The 14,599-nt window shown below is 71.0% G+C and carries 12 protein-coding genes; 2 read left to right on the top strand and 10 right to left on the bottom strand.

Features of this window, described 5'->3' with window-relative positions:
• Positions 1-45: 45 nt before the first annotated feature.
• From SMIR_RS40600 to SMIR_RS40560, 10 genes are all read right to left on the bottom strand, one after another.
• On the bottom strand, positions 46-2,502 hold the full coding sequence (locus SMIR_RS40600; protein WP_249938668.1) for a hypothetical protein: 2,457 nt from the start codon (positions 2,500-2,502) through the stop codon (positions 46-48).
• Positions 2,499-5,105 (bottom strand): ATP-binding protein, encoded by a 2,607-nt coding sequence (locus SMIR_RS40595; protein ID WP_212728526.1) that lies wholly within the window; start codon positions 5,103-5,105, stop codon positions 2,499-2,501. Before SMIR_RS40595 ends, SMIR_RS40600 begins: the two co-directional genes overlap by 4 nt.
• 43 nt (positions 5,106-5,148) lie before the next feature.
• A complete protein-coding gene (locus tag SMIR_RS40590; protein WP_212728525.1) occupies positions 5,149-5,715 on the bottom strand; it encodes a hypothetical protein in 567 nt (188 codons plus the stop codon).
• Positions 5,712-6,053 (bottom strand): hypothetical protein, encoded by a 342-nt coding sequence (locus SMIR_RS40585; RefSeq protein ID WP_024126964.1) that lies wholly within the window; start codon positions 6,051-6,053, stop codon positions 5,712-5,714. The genes SMIR_RS40590 and SMIR_RS40585 overlap by 4 nt, the downstream gene beginning before the upstream one ends.
• Before the next feature lie 16 nt (positions 6,054-6,069).
• Complete coding sequence (locus SMIR_RS40580) at positions 6,070-7,200, bottom strand: conjugal transfer protein (protein WP_212728524.1); 1,131 nt, start codon at positions 7,198-7,200, stop codon at positions 6,070-6,072.
• A complete protein-coding gene (locus SMIR_RS40575) occupies positions 7,197-7,472 on the bottom strand; it encodes a hypothetical protein (RefSeq protein ID WP_024126962.1) in 276 nt (91 codons plus the stop codon). Before SMIR_RS40575 ends, SMIR_RS40580 begins: the two co-directional genes overlap by 4 nt.
• Before the next feature lie 170 nt (positions 7,473-7,642).
• Positions 7,643-8,596: a hypothetical protein gene (locus tag SMIR_RS40570; RefSeq protein WP_212728523.1), complete on the bottom strand. Its 954-nt coding sequence runs from the start codon at positions 8,594-8,596 to the stop codon at positions 7,643-7,645.
• Between the two features lie 1,491 nt (positions 8,597-10,087).
• A complete protein-coding gene (locus tag SMIR_RS40565) occupies positions 10,088-11,728 on the bottom strand; it encodes an SMC-Scp complex subunit ScpB (protein WP_249938667.1) in 1,641 nt (546 codons plus the stop codon).
• Between the two features lie 714 nt (positions 11,729-12,442).
• Positions 12,443-12,571 (bottom strand): hypothetical protein, encoded by a 129-nt coding sequence (locus SMIR_RS44485; RefSeq protein WP_283959593.1) that lies wholly within the window; start codon positions 12,569-12,571, stop codon positions 12,443-12,445.
• A gap of 188 nt (positions 12,572-12,759) precedes the next feature.
• A complete protein-coding gene (locus tag SMIR_RS40560) occupies positions 12,760-13,452 on the bottom strand; it encodes a GntR family transcriptional regulator (RefSeq protein ID WP_212728522.1) in 693 nt (230 codons plus the stop codon).
• 217 nt (positions 13,453-13,669) lie between these two features.
• On the opposite strand from SMIR_RS40560, the gene SMIR_RS40555 reads away from it, so the two are divergent.
• Positions 13,670-14,308 carry a WhiB family transcriptional regulator gene (locus tag SMIR_RS40555; RefSeq protein ID WP_234482791.1) on the top strand — a complete coding sequence of 213 codons (639 nt, stop codon included), beginning with the start codon at positions 13,670-13,672 and terminating at the stop codon, positions 14,306-14,308.
• On the top strand, positions 14,305-14,589 hold the full coding sequence (locus SMIR_RS40550) for a hypothetical protein (protein WP_212728521.1): 285 nt from the start codon (positions 14,305-14,307) through the stop codon (positions 14,587-14,589). The genes SMIR_RS40555 and SMIR_RS40550 overlap by 4 nt, the downstream gene beginning before the upstream one ends.
• Positions 14,590-14,599 lie beyond the last annotated feature (10 nt).

Below are 14,599 nucleotides of genomic sequence, written 5' to 3'. Positions count from 1 at the left end.
GTGATCCGGGCGGCCGGGGCCCGTTGGGCCCCGGCCGCGGCCCGGCTACGGCCGGGGCCTGGGCGGGCCGGGCGGCCGGGTGGCGCGCCGGATGGCCCGGGGCGGAGCTGGCGGCTTGGCCGGCGTCGACTTCTTCGCGGCCGGCGGGGTCGGCGGTGCAGGGGTGGGCGGGGTCGGCATATTCGGCACCCCGGCCGGCCCGGCGGCCGGCGGCTTCACCGAGCTCGGCGTCTTCGTGCCGGCCGCCTTGGGACCGGGCGTCTTGGCACCGGCCGCAGCCGATGCGCCCCCGGGAGTCCTCGGCGCGATGGCACCGGCCCGGGGCCCGGGAGGAGTCGCGGCCCGCGGGTTCGACTGGATCGGAGCCAGACCGAGGTTGACCTGTGCCTTCGTCCCTTGCTTCGCCACGAACTTGCCAGCCGTGGCGACGTTGCGCTTGTACTCGGCTCCGAAGTCCTTGGCCTCCTGGACCTTCTTGTCGACGGTGCGCGCCTTCACAGCCTTGAGGTCGTCGCCGACCTTCTTCCCGCGCGCAATCGCCGCAGCGCCACCACGCTTGGTCGCGGCAACACCGCGGGGGATCCCCACAGGTGCGCCCACCGTGGCCATGAAGGCGAACTTCCCGGCCTTGGCGCCGTACTTGGCAGTCGTGGCTGCGGCCTTTCCCGTGGCCATGGTGGCCCTGCCGCCCCTGGTCTGGGACATCTTGTTCGCGGCCGCCGTGGCCAGCCGCTTCTTCAGGGTCTGCTTGGCCGCCTGCTGCGCCGCGACCTTCGCGGCCGTGCTCGCACCGCCGGTGCCGACGGCCGCGGCCGCGTTGGTGGCGAGCCGGGCAGCAGTCCGCAGCCGGCCGGCCTTGCGGTTCGCCTGCGGTGAGCCGACCCAGGCGTTCTTGGCGGACTTCAGACCCTGGCCGACCGGCCTGCTCACGCGCCGCGCCTCGCCTCGGGCCTCGCCCCACATCTGCTTCAGACCGGGGGCGGTCTCGGCGTAGCGGCCGGGACTGCTGAACACGGAGCGGCGGCCGGCGCCGCCCACGCGCGCATTGGCCAGCTTGCGGTTGAGGTTGACCGCGATGCTCTGCGCGGTCTGCTTGATCTTCTTGTGACCGGCCAGACCGGCGACGGCCGTGACGTCGATGACGATGAACTTCACGGCCAGGACGTCACCGGTGTCCGCGTCGATCAGGGCCAGAACGATCAGGATGAAGATCGCCAGGAAGAGGATGGCGATGATGATGCCGAGAACGGCCTTGGTGATCGCGGAGAACCAGCGCCACAAGGTGGCGCGGCCGCCGCCGGGCAGAATGCCGGCGGTGAGGGCCCAGTGACCGCGGATCGCCTCGAAGGCCAGCCAGCCCTGCGCCGTGAGGAACGTCCCGGTGACCAGGATCATGAGGATGGCCACGATGACCGCGGCGATCGCGACGAACAGAGCGGAGAAGGCAAGGTCGGCGGATGCCCGCTTGGCCTTGGGCTTCACGTCCCCGCAGGCCGCCTCGAACTTCTTCGCGTTCTCGTTGAGTTGCCCGATGAAGTTCGTGTCGTAGATCGAGTCCATCATCGCGGCGTCCCAGTAGTTCATCCCGAGCTGGTCGAGGTTGAACTCGGCGAGCTTGTACTCGCGGAAGGCCTTGTCGCACGGCCCGTCGAAGGTCTGCCCGTACACCATGAGCTCGTTGGGCTTGACGATGAACGCATCGACCAAGGCGTCGGTGATCGGCTTCGCTACGTTGTCCGGGTCGGCGCTGCCCTTGGCGCTCGCGGGGTCGTCGGCCAGGACGATGCTGGCGATCTCCAGGGTGAAGTCCTTTGCCTTGCCCAGCAGGCCACCTTCCGAGAGCAACATGGTGGAGCCCTGCGGCTGCGCCTGGTCGTGCTGGCCGAGCAGGACCTGGGCCGGCGAGACAAGCACGGTGGTGGTCAGTGCGGCGACGACCAGGGAGACACCGATTTCGGCGAAGCCGCGCGAGCGCTCCTTGAAGAGGATCAGCCAGCCGCAGTAGAAGCCCGCGAACGTCAGGAACAGGCCGGGCAGACCGAGCCGGTCGATGACCTGGTTCTTGATGGTGCTGGAGATGTTCTCGACGGGACCGACCATGACCTTGGCCAGCCCGAAGTTCAGTGCCCACTTGATCAGCCAGCAGGTGAAGCCAATGACCCACTTCGAGACGCCGAAGAGCAGTTGGGCAACGATGTTCCAGATCTTGAGGTCGATGTCCTTCCAGCCGCCCGTGTCCGTCTTGACGGTGTACGAGCTGATCGGGACGCCGTCCTTGTCGGTGACGTTGAACGGCTGGAGGATGCCGTCGCTGCCGTCCTTGGGCTTCTGGTTCAGGTTCTTGCCGCCGGGGCCGGCAGCCGGCTTCGCCGGCCCGGACGCGCTGGGCGACGGCGACGGGTCTGCCGCGGCCGCAGGGGCCAGCACCACGGTGAACAGGGCCAGCAGAACCCCGATCAGACCGAGGCGCCGCTTGAGGCCACGCTGCCGGAGGCGACTCATGCCAGGACCCCGTCCGCCGCCTCGGCGAACTCCACGGTCTCGTCGGCTTCGTCGTCGAGCTGGCCGGGCGTCGTGGTGATCGCGGCGGCCGCATTCTCGTCCGCAGGGATCAGCACCTTGATGCCCGCGATGCGCTTGCGGAGGTCTCGGTACAGGCCTTCGCCGGCCCGCAGGGCGCGCTCGGTCTCGCTGACGTTGAGCGGGCTGAGGTTCTCGGTGATGACCTTGAGCATCTCGTCGTCGGTCGGGTCGAGGTCGAGGAACTCCAGGCACCGCGCAGCCAGGGCCTTGCCGCGGTGGCGGAAGACGAAGATGTGGCTGAGCAGCGCCCTGATCTTGTCGCCGATCTCGCTTTTCGGGCCGATGTCGTACGGGTCGTGGCTGCCGGCGAACGCTCCGGCGTTGTGCTTGCGGCCGTCGGCGATCAGCTCGAGCATCAGGTTGGAGCCCTCGGCGGACGAGGTGAGCCACCAGCACTCGTCGAGGAAGACGCCGGCGAACTCGTTCGGGTCCGCGAACGCGATCTCGCGGCAGAGCGCCGTCATCAGGTACATCAACCGCCAACCGAACCGCTTTTCGACCTCCAGGCTCGGGAGGCGGTGCTCGGAGAGCTCCTCCTTGGTGGGCAGGCCCAGGCGGTCGACGGCGAAGACGATGCTGTCGGAGTCCGTGATCCGCACGACCGGCAGCGTCGGGTCGAAGATGGTGCGGCCGAGGTCCTTCTTCGCCAGAGAGCGCAGCTTGCGGACGAGTTCGGAGGCGGCGGCGCGGACCGCGCTGTCGTTCGGCTCGTCCGGGTCGGGTGTGCGGGCCCGGTCGGCGAGGGTATCCATCAGGGCGGTCATGCTCGGCTTCGGGCCGAGCCGGGTGGCCTCGATCGCCTCGGCGAGGGTGATGCCCTCGATGCTCATCGAGCCGATGTCCAGGAGCGGGGTGAGGAAGGACTCGGTGTAGCGGGCGGCGCGCGGGCCGCGGAAGACGCGCAGGGGGTCCAGGCTGACGCCGGCGTTCTCGTCGACGTTGATGATCTGGGTCGTGCCAGGGCACGCGAGCGCGAACCGCGACCATTCCTGCTGGGGAGTGCGGTCGATGACCAGGGCGCGGCCGCGGGAGTTCCTCTGCCCGGTCCGGTGGCCGGTGGTGAGGATGGAGTACATCGCGCACTTCATCGCGACGGACTTTCCTGAGCCGAGCTCGCCGACGAACGCGGCGGACGCGGAGGCGTTGACGCGGGGACCGTGGGAGAAGTCGACCAGGACGGGGCGGACGCCGCCGCCGTTGAGCTGGAGGCCGAAGAGGCTGCCGGAGTCGTCGCCCAGGCCGGCGCCGCAGAACGGCATCGACATGGCGAAGTCCCTGGCCAGCAGGTACTGGGTGTAGTCGAGCATCGGGCCCGGGGTCTTGGTACCGGGCAGCATGCCGTGGAACAGCGCGACCTGGTCGCCGGTGGGCCGCACCAGCGTGTAGTCGTTGCCGCCGAAGTGGTTGGCCAGCGACGTCGCCTTCTCATCCGCCTCCTCGGGGGTCGTGCCCCATACGCAGGTGGCGACGGTGGCGCGGATCTCGACCTCGGTGCTGGAGGCGGTGAGCCGGTCGCGGTACTCGTCCAGGGCGAAGGACGCCTTGTCGAGCGATGCCGGCACACCGGAGGTCTCGCCGTCGTACTCGCCGCGCTGGTGCGCGAGCTCGCGCTGCTGACGCCGGCTCTTCGGCTCGGCCTTCGAGCCGGACTCGACGTGCAGCCGGACGGCCCAGTCCACGGGGAAGTTGAACTCGTCCAACGCCGCCAGGTACTCGCTGCCGGGGAACCGGAAGGCTTCCGGCATCTCGGAGAGCACGCAGAACGCCTGGTAGGAGTCGCCGTGTTCGCTGGTGGCGCGCAGGTAGCGGCGCTTGAAGGGGTTGGTGGGGCCCTTGGAAGCGCGGGTGCCGCGGCCGCCCTCGTCGAGGATGACCTGGGTGTGGGCGGTCACCGTGTGACCGCGGCCGCGCAGACCCCGCGGTGCGCCGTCCTCGGGCAGGAGCGGCTCGTTCAGTCCGCGGCGGGCGCTGTGCCCGTAGATCCACAGGATTTCCGCCTCGGTGGCGGGCCGCATCTTGATGCCGGAGGGCCAGCCCGCCGCCAGGCGGGTGGCCTGCTCCAGGCGCTGGCGTTCGTCAGAGAGGGATATCGGGGCGACCGGCAGGCCGAGGGCGCCCATGACTTCCGACTGGACGGAGGAGAAGACAGCCCGGGTGCTCTGCTTGAAGTCGACGTGGGACAGGGGGACCGCGAGGAAGTCGACGCGGCCGGTGAGTTCGAGGTCCTGGAGCTGGTCGAGGACCTTCAGCGCCAGGTCGACGTACTCGGGGGAGGCGTCGAGGTCGACGCCGGCGGTCATGCGGGTGACGACCGACGCGGCGTCGACGCTCGGGCACAGACTGAGCAGGAGGGCCTCGCCCCGCAGGGACTTGAAGAGGGACTCCAGGGAGTCCAGTCGCTCGCGCTTCGTGGACTTCGAGGCGTGGGTGTAGTTCTCAGTGTCGACGCGCCACACCGCCCACACGGTGGCGGCAGTGGTCCAGATCAGGTGGCCGCTGATGTGCCGGACGGGGAGACGCATGGCGTTCTTCTTTCTGTGCTGGTGGTGATGTCGAGGCAGCTGGTTACTGCTCGTCGAGGGAGGCGAGGAGGGCCTGCAGCCCGGTCTTCGGCTCTGGCCGGGCCGCCGCAGCCGCAGCCGCAGCCGCAGCTGGAGCCGGTGCCGGGCGGGCTTTGCGTACCGGCGCCGGTGCGGGCTTCGTGGCGGCCGCCGCCGGGGCGGGCCGCTCGGCGGACCGGACGCGCACCGTGCAGGTGGCGGTCGCCAGTCGCGGTCGAGCGACCCGCTGCGGCTTGCCGGCCAGGCGCCCTTGGGCCGGAGTGGAGGAGTAGATGAGCAGGCTGCGCACGGCGCGCGCTGGGTCCCGGCCGTCGAGCCGCGCGTACCGCAGCACCCAGGCCAGGCCCCAGGGGATCAGCGCCATGAGGATGAAGTTCATGGCGCCGAAGTGGGCCCACAGGCCCCTCGTCATGACGAGGAGCCCGAAGCTGATCACCATGGTCATGACCTGGGTGATCGTGTAGGGCCCTCCCGGGAGCCGACCGGCTCCCGGGAGCTTGCCGATGACGAGCGGGTGCTTACGGGCTCGCGTGTACGAGTGCCCGATCAGCTCCTCCTCCGAGGCGCTCACGAGATCCGCCAGCCCTTACCCGCCAGAGCGGGCGCCTCGCCCGGAGCGTGGACCACGGAGACCGAGGCCGCGGTGTCGTCGATCTCGGAGCCGACCTTGGTCTTCAGGACGTTGAGGTTGCTGATGCCCCAGAGCACGAGGGCGGCCAAGACGAAGGCGACGAGGGTGCCGACGAAGGAGCGGGTCTTCCACCAGGCCATCAGCACGGCGATGATCGCCATGAGGGTGGCCACGGTGAGGACCAGCGTGCGGACCTGGCCCGTCTTGGTGTTGGCCCAGTCGAGGACGTCGCCGGCGAGGACGACGTGGTCGGGGTTGGCTGCTGCCAGGGTGTGCATGAACGATTCCTCTTTCTCAGGAGTTCGACGGCGACGGCGAGGGAGTCGCCGTGGCTGCGTCGGGGCTTGGGGTGGTGGTGTGCGGCGCCGCGGAAGGCGGGCTGCTCGCGCGGATGGCCGGGGCGTCGTCGACGGACGCGACCTCCCAGCGGCCAGCGCGGGACTTGAGGGTGAGCGCGTAGCTCAGCGAGACCGGGCTGCCGGCCTGGTCCGTGGCATCGACCTGGACCAGCTGGTGCAGCACCGTGCCGTCGGCCGGCACCTTCTGCTGGCCGGAGCCGGACGAGTCGTCCTGGACGCCGGTCACCTTCAACGCGGCGTACGGCGCAGGGCTGATGGGCTGAAGCCGCGTACCGGGCGAGGTGTAGCGGTCGAGCTCGTTGGAACCGGTGAGGTAGGCGGCCAGGAACCCGCGCGCGGTCTCCACCGACGGGTCGGCGCTGCTCGACCCGCGGTCGGTCTCGTACGCCAGGCCGCCGGGCTTGACGGAGGCGGGTGCGGCCACCTGCGCCGGCAGGGACGTCGCGGCGTAGCCGGCATCGGATGCCGCCTTGTCGGTACCGCCGGCACTGGCCGGGCCGGTGGCCTGAATGCCGACGCGGAAGTACTGCACCCCCAGGCGCTTCGCCTTGCCCTTGTCGTCGTGCGCCGTGACGTCGGCGGCCACGGTGATCGACCAGTAGCCAGGCTGAACCTCACGGGAGGCCAGGACGGTGGACTGCGTGGCCTCGCGGGTCCCGGGCTTGACGGCCAGGGCGAACGAGCCGGAGTAGTACGGCGCCAGGTCACGCTCGGTGCCCTGGCCGGCCTGGAGGTAGGCGGCGACGAACAGTTCGGCGAAGCCCGCCGGCCCGACCGAGGACGCGGGCGCTGCGGCAACGACCGGCCTGGTCGCGCCCTGGGCCGGGCCGGACGCGCTGAGGAACGCCAGCATTCCCAGAGCCGGGCCTGACGCCACGAGAGCCCAGACACCGACGCGGGCCAGCCGGGAGATCCCGGACATGTGGGCGGTGCTCGCCTTCCACCCGGTTTCATCCGGCTGGTCCGTCGGCGACTCCTGGTGCTCCTCGACCTCCTCGTCCCAGACTTCCGCCTCGACGAACTGCTTCTTCTTGTCGGCCTTCCGCTGCCGGCGCTGGCGCTTCACGACGCCGTCCGCAGGGCCTGGACCGTCAGGACGGTCGAGATGCGCTCCTTGAGCTGAGCCGGCGTACGGGCCAGCAGCACATCCCACGACGCCAGGGCGGGCTCCGACTCGCTGTCGAGGAAGGCCCGCATCTGCTGGTGCAGGTCACGGTCCATCGGCCGGCTCACCAGAGCGGCGGCAATCTTGGTCAGCTCGCGCGAAGCACGGGCCACACGGGCCTCGTCGGCGTCGAGCAGCTGTCGGCCGGTGCCGGCCGGGGACTTCGTGGTCACGTCGGTTCTCCCGGAGGTTGAAGGTGGGGGCGGGGCGTTAGGGGCTGGAGGAGCTCTGGCGGGCCTCTCGCCTGCTACAGGTGTCGAGGAAGTCCGCGGTGTGACAGTCGGGCCGAAGTTTTTTCGAGGGACTTCTGCGGCGGTCCATCCACGGCGCGGGCCGGCGGCTCTCAGGCCGCGGCGCGGTACTGGGCGAGCGGCGACTTCGTGCGCAGCGTGCGAACGGCACGGCTGGCGTGCTGCCGCAGCAGGTCCCCTTCGTGGCCCATGGAGCGGGTGGTCATGTGCCGCTGGTCGGGCCGCTGCGAGGTGGACAGGTAGTACCGGGCGATGCGCTGCGCCTCGAGCTCCTTCAGCGCTCCGATCTCCACCGCCCACAGCAGGAGGTCGAGGACCTCCGTCCGCGCCTCGTGACGCGACAGGGCCGGCTCATCGACGCCGACGAGCTCCATCTGGGCAGCGCGCATCAGCAGGTCTGCGAGCTCGACCGTGCCGTGCGGGGTGTCGGGGTCCTCGCTGGAGACGACGTGGGCGTAGCGGGTGTGGCACTCAGCTGAGGCAAGAGGCGCGACGCCGGCGGCGAACTCCTGGACGTCCTCTATGTCGTCGAGGCAGGCGGCCAGGGTGCGGCGGGTCAGCTGCAGGGTGTCGAGCGCGAGGTTGTTGAAGATCCGTCGCGGCCGTCGGTCGAGCGGGTAGGTGCGGACGACCTCGAAGGCGGCGCCCAGCACCGTCGCGCAGACGTCGTCCCACGGAAGGCCGTACGAGCGCTGCTGAGTCTTCGCCATCAGGACCGTTTTGGGCAGGAGGACGCGTACGGCCACCCGCCACGCGAGGTGGGCGTCGAAGCCGGTCCCGCCGGCGCGCTCGACCAGCAGGTGCATGACGCGGTCGTGTCCGTCCAAGTCACCGCGGCGGTAGTAGACGGAGATCTTGTCGACCACGTCCTGGGGACTGGTTGCCCCAGCGAGGTCGGGGTGCTCCTCGGCCCACGTGGCGACGCGGTCCGCGGCCCTCAGGTCGCGGCAGAGCACGTCCCAGTCGCGGTTCATCAGGGCGAGCGTGTCGTAGCGGGTTGTGGACTCGGAGGAGTCAAGTGCCGGGGTGTGCTGGGTGGTGGCCACGTCCGTGTCCGTCCTTTCGCGCCATCTGGTCTCGATGGCGCTCACACTCCCGAGGCCCCCCTTGACCGCGGTCTGACGGCGATTCCGGCGCGACGAGGTCAAGGGGAAACCAGCCCTCGGCACCCGGCGGCCCACTGGGCAAGGGGGGCCGCGGTCAAGGGGGTGGACGCAGTGGTCAAGGGGGATGGCATCCACTCGGCGAGGTGGATGGGAGCGACCCACCTCCACCGAGGACGCGGTGGAGACCACTTCCAGTGGACGGACCTAAGGCACCGCGGAGCCGGCGCCATCCACTGGACCGGATGGAGCACACCGAGTGGATGGACCACGCCCCGTCGCAGGGCTCACGAACCTCCACCCACTGGCCACCCACGGTGGGCCCGGACGTCCCGCCCATCGGCCCATCGCGATGGACGCCATCGCGAACTGGGTCCGAGACACCCCGGGTCGCCCTCGCCTTCACACGCCGTTCTGCACGGCGCCGGGCTCCGGTGGGTGCCGCCGGGGAGGAAGCGCCAGCCGCGCCCCGTGGCTCCCCCTGCTCGGCGGCCGCCCGCATCGGACAGAGGCTGCGCGTGCCGGTGCCGTGCGCCGGCCTCATCGGATCCTGGCCCTCTGAGGCCTGCTGCGTTTCCCCTTGACCCGGGCCCAGGTCAAGGGGAAACAGCAGGCGCCCCGTGCCGTGGTCAAGGGGTGCGGGCACGGCCGGTCAAGGGGGTGGCCGAGGGGCCAGATGATGCGGTGAAGCTGGTCAAGGGGGAGAGGAGAGGGTGGCGAGGCGATCGCCGGAAGGTGTCTGCCGGCGATCACCTCGGGTGGGTGGCACGCGCGGTTTCACCGCGATCCAGCCTGCGGCTCGGCCGGCCACCGGGGCCACCCCATCGCCTCGTCCACCGTCCGTCATCGGTGGGCGCCACCGGTGCACCGGATCGGATGGAGCCCACCGAGTGGATGAACCACACCCCGTCCACCGGGTGCCGTCCACCGGGTGCCGTCCACTGGGTGTCGCCCACTGGGTGTGGTCCATCGGGTGGTCCGAGCCGATGGACCACACCCGATGGACGAAGGCGACTCTCCATCGGGTGGGCTCCATTGCGGGGCGCAGTGCCACCGGATGGAGCCCACCCTGCGCGCGGGACCGAGCGGTGGGGAGTGGGCCCGTAAGTGGCCGGGTGGGGAATGGCGGGTGCGTCACGCTGGCCGCGGTGGCGACGGCAGCGTGCGCTCGCGCCGCCCCACCCTCGACCGCGACTCCACGGCGGCTTGTCGCGGGCCCGTGTTTCTCCTTGACCAGGGCGCGGGTCAAGGGGAAATCGGCCGCCGCGAAAGCTGGTCAAGGGGCGCCTCTGAGACCAGGACCACCGTGGCCAGTCGCGGATCGTTGAGCTCCTCCGGGCCGCGGCGGGCGCCCGCTGTGTGGAACGTGGCGCCGGCGTGGTCGGCCCATCGCCACCCGGGGTGTGGAGAGCCCGGAGCGGTGGAGTGGACGGCTCACGATGCGGCCCGCTCCAGATGCCGGGTTCGGCATCGGACACACAGGCCGGTGGAACCGAGCGCAGGGCGGGTGCATCCGCTGCCGTCCCACCCCGCGCACGCCTCGGGCTCCACCGCTGAGGACGGGCGGCCGGCGCGCATCCCCTCGTGCTCCTCTCGGCACGGCCTGCACCTGCGGCCCGGCTCTGTCCGGTTCAGCAGCAGGACGGCGCAACCGCACTCGGGGCACCGGCCCCGGGGAATGGCGGGAGTGGAGCGCGGGGTGGGGGTGGAGTGGACGACGAGGGTGGGAGTGGGCGCCTCGGGCTGGGCGGTGGCGCGGCGCCGGTCGCGGACGATCTCCTCGCACACCGAGCACCGGCGGCCGCTGCTCCACAGGACACCGGCCTCGCAGTCGAAGATCCCGCAGCCCCAGTGCGGCAGGCCGACGCCGAGGATCCACCGGCCGGGGTCGCGGATCTCGTCGGTGAAGAACCGGCAGGCCCGTGCCTCCAGGCGCTGCCGCAGCCGGGTGTCGTCGATGCCGGAGCGCAGCTGCTGGCCGACCTCCCGGGCGATGCGCCGTTGCATGTAGACGCTGGTTTGCCGGTAGAGACTGTGCACCGGCTCGAGAACGGCGTGCACCCGGGCGCTGATGGTGAGCCCGGGTCCGTCGTAGGTGCCGGTGTGGTTGGTCAAGGGGGTGCCCGCGGGCTTGGTCAAGGGGGTGGTCGAGGGGGTCTGGTGGTCATCCGCGCGCAGCGCGAGTCCACCGTCGCCGTCGCCGCGCGGTGGTTGCGCACCGCGGTTTTCCACAGCTTCACCTACCTGTACTTCGCCTACGGCGGGTGAGAAGGGGGCGCGCTCGTCATCAGGTCGGTCAGTCCTAGGTTCTTCCTTAGTCGCGAGTGATCCCGCATCAGCCGAGGAACCCGATCCCTCACCAGGACCAGAGGTGGAGGAGGGTGCGACGTCCGCGGTGGACGGTTGTCCACAGGGGTCCTGAGGAAGGGCGGCGGGGATGTCGTGGGCGATGAAGTGGTGGCGGCCGCGCACGCCGGCTCTGCGCTCCACGGTGATCCACCGCGTGGCCTCCAGCTCGTCGACGATCTCCCCGGCGGCCGCGGTGGTGAGCGGCTGGCCGGCCCGTCGGCCGCTGTAGTGGTGGAGCGCCCCTGCGATCTCCGACTCGGTGAGCGGGATCCGCTGGGCCTGGGCGTACGCGATGAGTGCGTACGCGCGCAGCTGGCGCGGGGTGAGGTCCTCGGAGGCGGCCACCGGGATCCATACGAACCGCTCGGTCGCGGACAGGGGCCGGGTACGGCGCACCGCCGAGGTGCCGCATCCGCCGGGCAGGGAACGGCGGGTCGAGGACAGCTCGACGACGCCGTCGGGCCCGGGGCGCATCAGCTGCGTCATGCCGCGCTCGACGGAGGACTTCGACAGGCCGACGTACTCCGCGATGGTCACGGTCGCCGCCGTGCATCCCTCGGGACGCGACGCCAGCGCGGCGATCTTCACGTACGCGGTCAGCGCGACGTCGGCGTAGTGCGGGCTGGTGACGAGGCGCAGGGGCACCTTGACCCGCTGGCGGCGCTGCGGGCGCGCCTGATCGCCCGCCGGCGGCGGGCTACTCGGTGGTGCTGCTGTGCGGGGCACGCTTCTCCTGGCGCACCGGTGCCGCGGGGCGGCGACTCGGGTGCGCTGGGTCTCGACGGCGTCCGGCAAGGACGCGCGGTCTGGGGTCTGGCCAGAGGCACTCGGGCGAGGGCTGAAGGAACGGGTCCTTCAGCTGCTACGGGTGTCGAAAAAGCCGACGGTGTGACAGTCCGGCCGAAAAAATCCCCAGCGAACCTGTGACCTGCGGGTCAAGGGGCTCTCTGGGGTGGCGGCAGGCCCCCTTGACCGGGCCCGTGAAGGCTCGTCGGCCAGGTGTGGGGAGCGAGGCTTCGGCATGGCTGGTCAAGGGGTGTCGGCTGAAGCTGGTCAAGGGCAGACCGCCGGACCGCTGTGGGCCACGGTGGATCCGGGCCGCACCGACCCAGAGAGAGGCAACGCAGCGTGGCGCTGGCGTCACGGACGGGCGAATAACCACCGCGATCGGCGTGCTTCGATGGCGTCCGAGCTGACAAAGGGCATGGGTGTACTGCAAGATGGACCCCGTTCTCCCGGGTCGCCCCGGGAAACGACAAACCCCTTCGGGGGGATTGCTGCTGGAGGGCAGTGATTGCCGGACCATTCGGTCCGGCCCTCGCTCGGACTGGGCTGCTAACCCGGGTCGGAGCGGTGACGGCCGGCAGAGGAGCTGCTAACTCCGAAGCCGGTGGAGAGGGGCGAGGAGCAGCCTTTGCTAGAGGCGCCCGCCCGGAAGACCTACGACATCCTCAACTCCCCCTTCCCGGGGGATTTCGTGTTTCTGGGCCCGGCCGTGCCGGGCCGCCCCCACGGCAGCGCCGCGCCCGGCACGGCGCTGCCGCCCCGGGTCTGCGCGGTGCTGGTCATGGGAGAACCGCCTTCTCGGTTCGCCGGGCCCGTCCTCGGCGCTGTGCGCCGGGGGCCCGAGGTGAGGCGTTTTGGATCAAGCGGAAGTCACCCTATCCCCTGACAGCCGCCATGCACACGCACTCAGCGCGTTGTCCACGCGACGTCGAAAAGTGCGGCCAAGAGGGGGCAGTTGACGCAGAAGGTTACTAACTGGCGCTTCCCGTGCGGATAGTCACCCGATCCGCACGTACTACCGTCAAAAGGTATGAGGTTGGGCGCTCATCCGTATATCCGACTCTTCGAATCTCGAACACCGCGGTGCCGGCCTTGGACTTGAGGAGTGAGCACTCCTCGGTGGTGGCCGACCTCGCGCCCCAGCTGCTGGTGTGGCTGTCCTCGCGACGCAGCGTGCCCGCCGTGAACGGCGCGACGGTGGCGGCCTCGGCCCCCGACACCGCGAGCAAGTCCGGGGTGAAGAGGGTCTGCAGCGCCCACGGGATGCCGGCCTGCAGCAGCACCGACTGGCGGACGGACAGGACGGCGTCCGGTGTGAGGCCCAGAGCCTCGACCGCGGCGGCGTCGGTACCAGGAACCCCGCGCCTCGTGTCGTCGTGGCCGCCGTCGCCGGACTCAGCCGGCCGGATCAGCCCGTCCTCGTGCAGGCGGACCGTCATGGCGAGAGCCGGCTGCAGCACTCGACTGCGGCGGCGCGGGGCCGTCTCGACCAGGCCCTCCTCTTCGAGGAGCCGCAACGCCTGGGCCACGGTGTTCGGGGCGACGCCGAGCTTTTCACCCAACTCACGCTGACCGGGGAGCTGATCGCCCGGGGCCAGTCTGCCGCTCAGGATGTCGGCGCGCAGCGCGGCCGCGACCTGCTCGTGCGGGTGATGGGACGTCATGGGCACATCTTGCCGCACCCGCCAGAACTTTCGGCTCATCCGCTCTACCTCTCCTTGACGTGATCGCCAATGGCGTGCATCATCTGACGCAACTGCATTAAGGCAGTTAAGGCAGATGGCGCGTGAAAAAGCAAGCGGCCCCCGGGGCTGGTCCCCCCGGAGGCCGTGAACGCGCCCTCACCCACCAGAGCGCAGGAGATGAGAACGCGTGAACACCATGATGGCAGCCCACCCGCCGAAGCCGGCAGACGCCCGCGGATTCACCGAGGACGGCATCGCCCGGTACCTCGCCGACACCGAGTCGATCGACGACCTCGTCGCCGGCGGCTACCTGGCCGGCCACGACGGCCGACTCATCGCCCAGCAGCTGCGAGCCCCGCAGCTGCGCCGGGCCATCACCCACTCGGTGTGCCACACCGTCCAGCCGGACGTCGACAACTTCTACCAGGAGGACGGCGAACCGGACGCCGACTGGCAGCAGCGCCGCGCCCGCACGGTCCGCGACCACTGCACCGTCTGCCCGGTACGGGCCGCGTGCGCCGAGCTCGCCCTCCGCGACGACGACACCGTCGGCGTCCGCGGCGGCCTCGCTCCGGAGAAGCTGACCCGCCGCCTGGTCGCCGAGACCACCAGGCTGGAGCGCGCCCGCGCCCTGGATGGGCGCACCGCGGAGGCCCGGCGCGCCCGCATCGCCGCCGGCGCGGAACTGCAGAGGCTCTCCGGCCAGTACCTCGGCACCTCCGGCAAGCCCGAGAAGCGCCTGGAGAACATCGAGAACATCCGCGAGGCCGCCCGCCGGCGCGACGAGCTCGTCGCCGCCTACCGCCGCGCCGCCGGCTGGACGGTCGCCGCATGACCCCCGCCGGCGACGAACGCGCCCTCAACCGCGCTCTGGTCAGCGCCCTCGCCCGCCGCGACGACGTCCTCTTACTCCCCGTCCTCGTGCCGGCCGACGCCGACGTACCGCCCGTCAACCCGCTCACCGTGCTGCTCCTGGTCCTGCTCGGCCAGGCCACGGCCGAGCGCGACGCCTACAGGGACTGGATCACCCAGGACCCGACCCCGCCCAGCGACGGCCCGCTGCGCGCCCGGGCCGCCGATGCGGCCAGCAACCTCGCCAGGAGGGACTCCCCGTGACACCCGACCT

The sequence above is a fragment of the Streptomyces mirabilis genome (assembly GCF_018310535.1).
Classification (GTDB): domain Bacteria; phylum Actinomycetota; class Actinomycetes; order Streptomycetales; family Streptomycetaceae; genus Streptomyces.
This window is presented reverse-complemented; position numbering and strand designations above follow the sequence as displayed.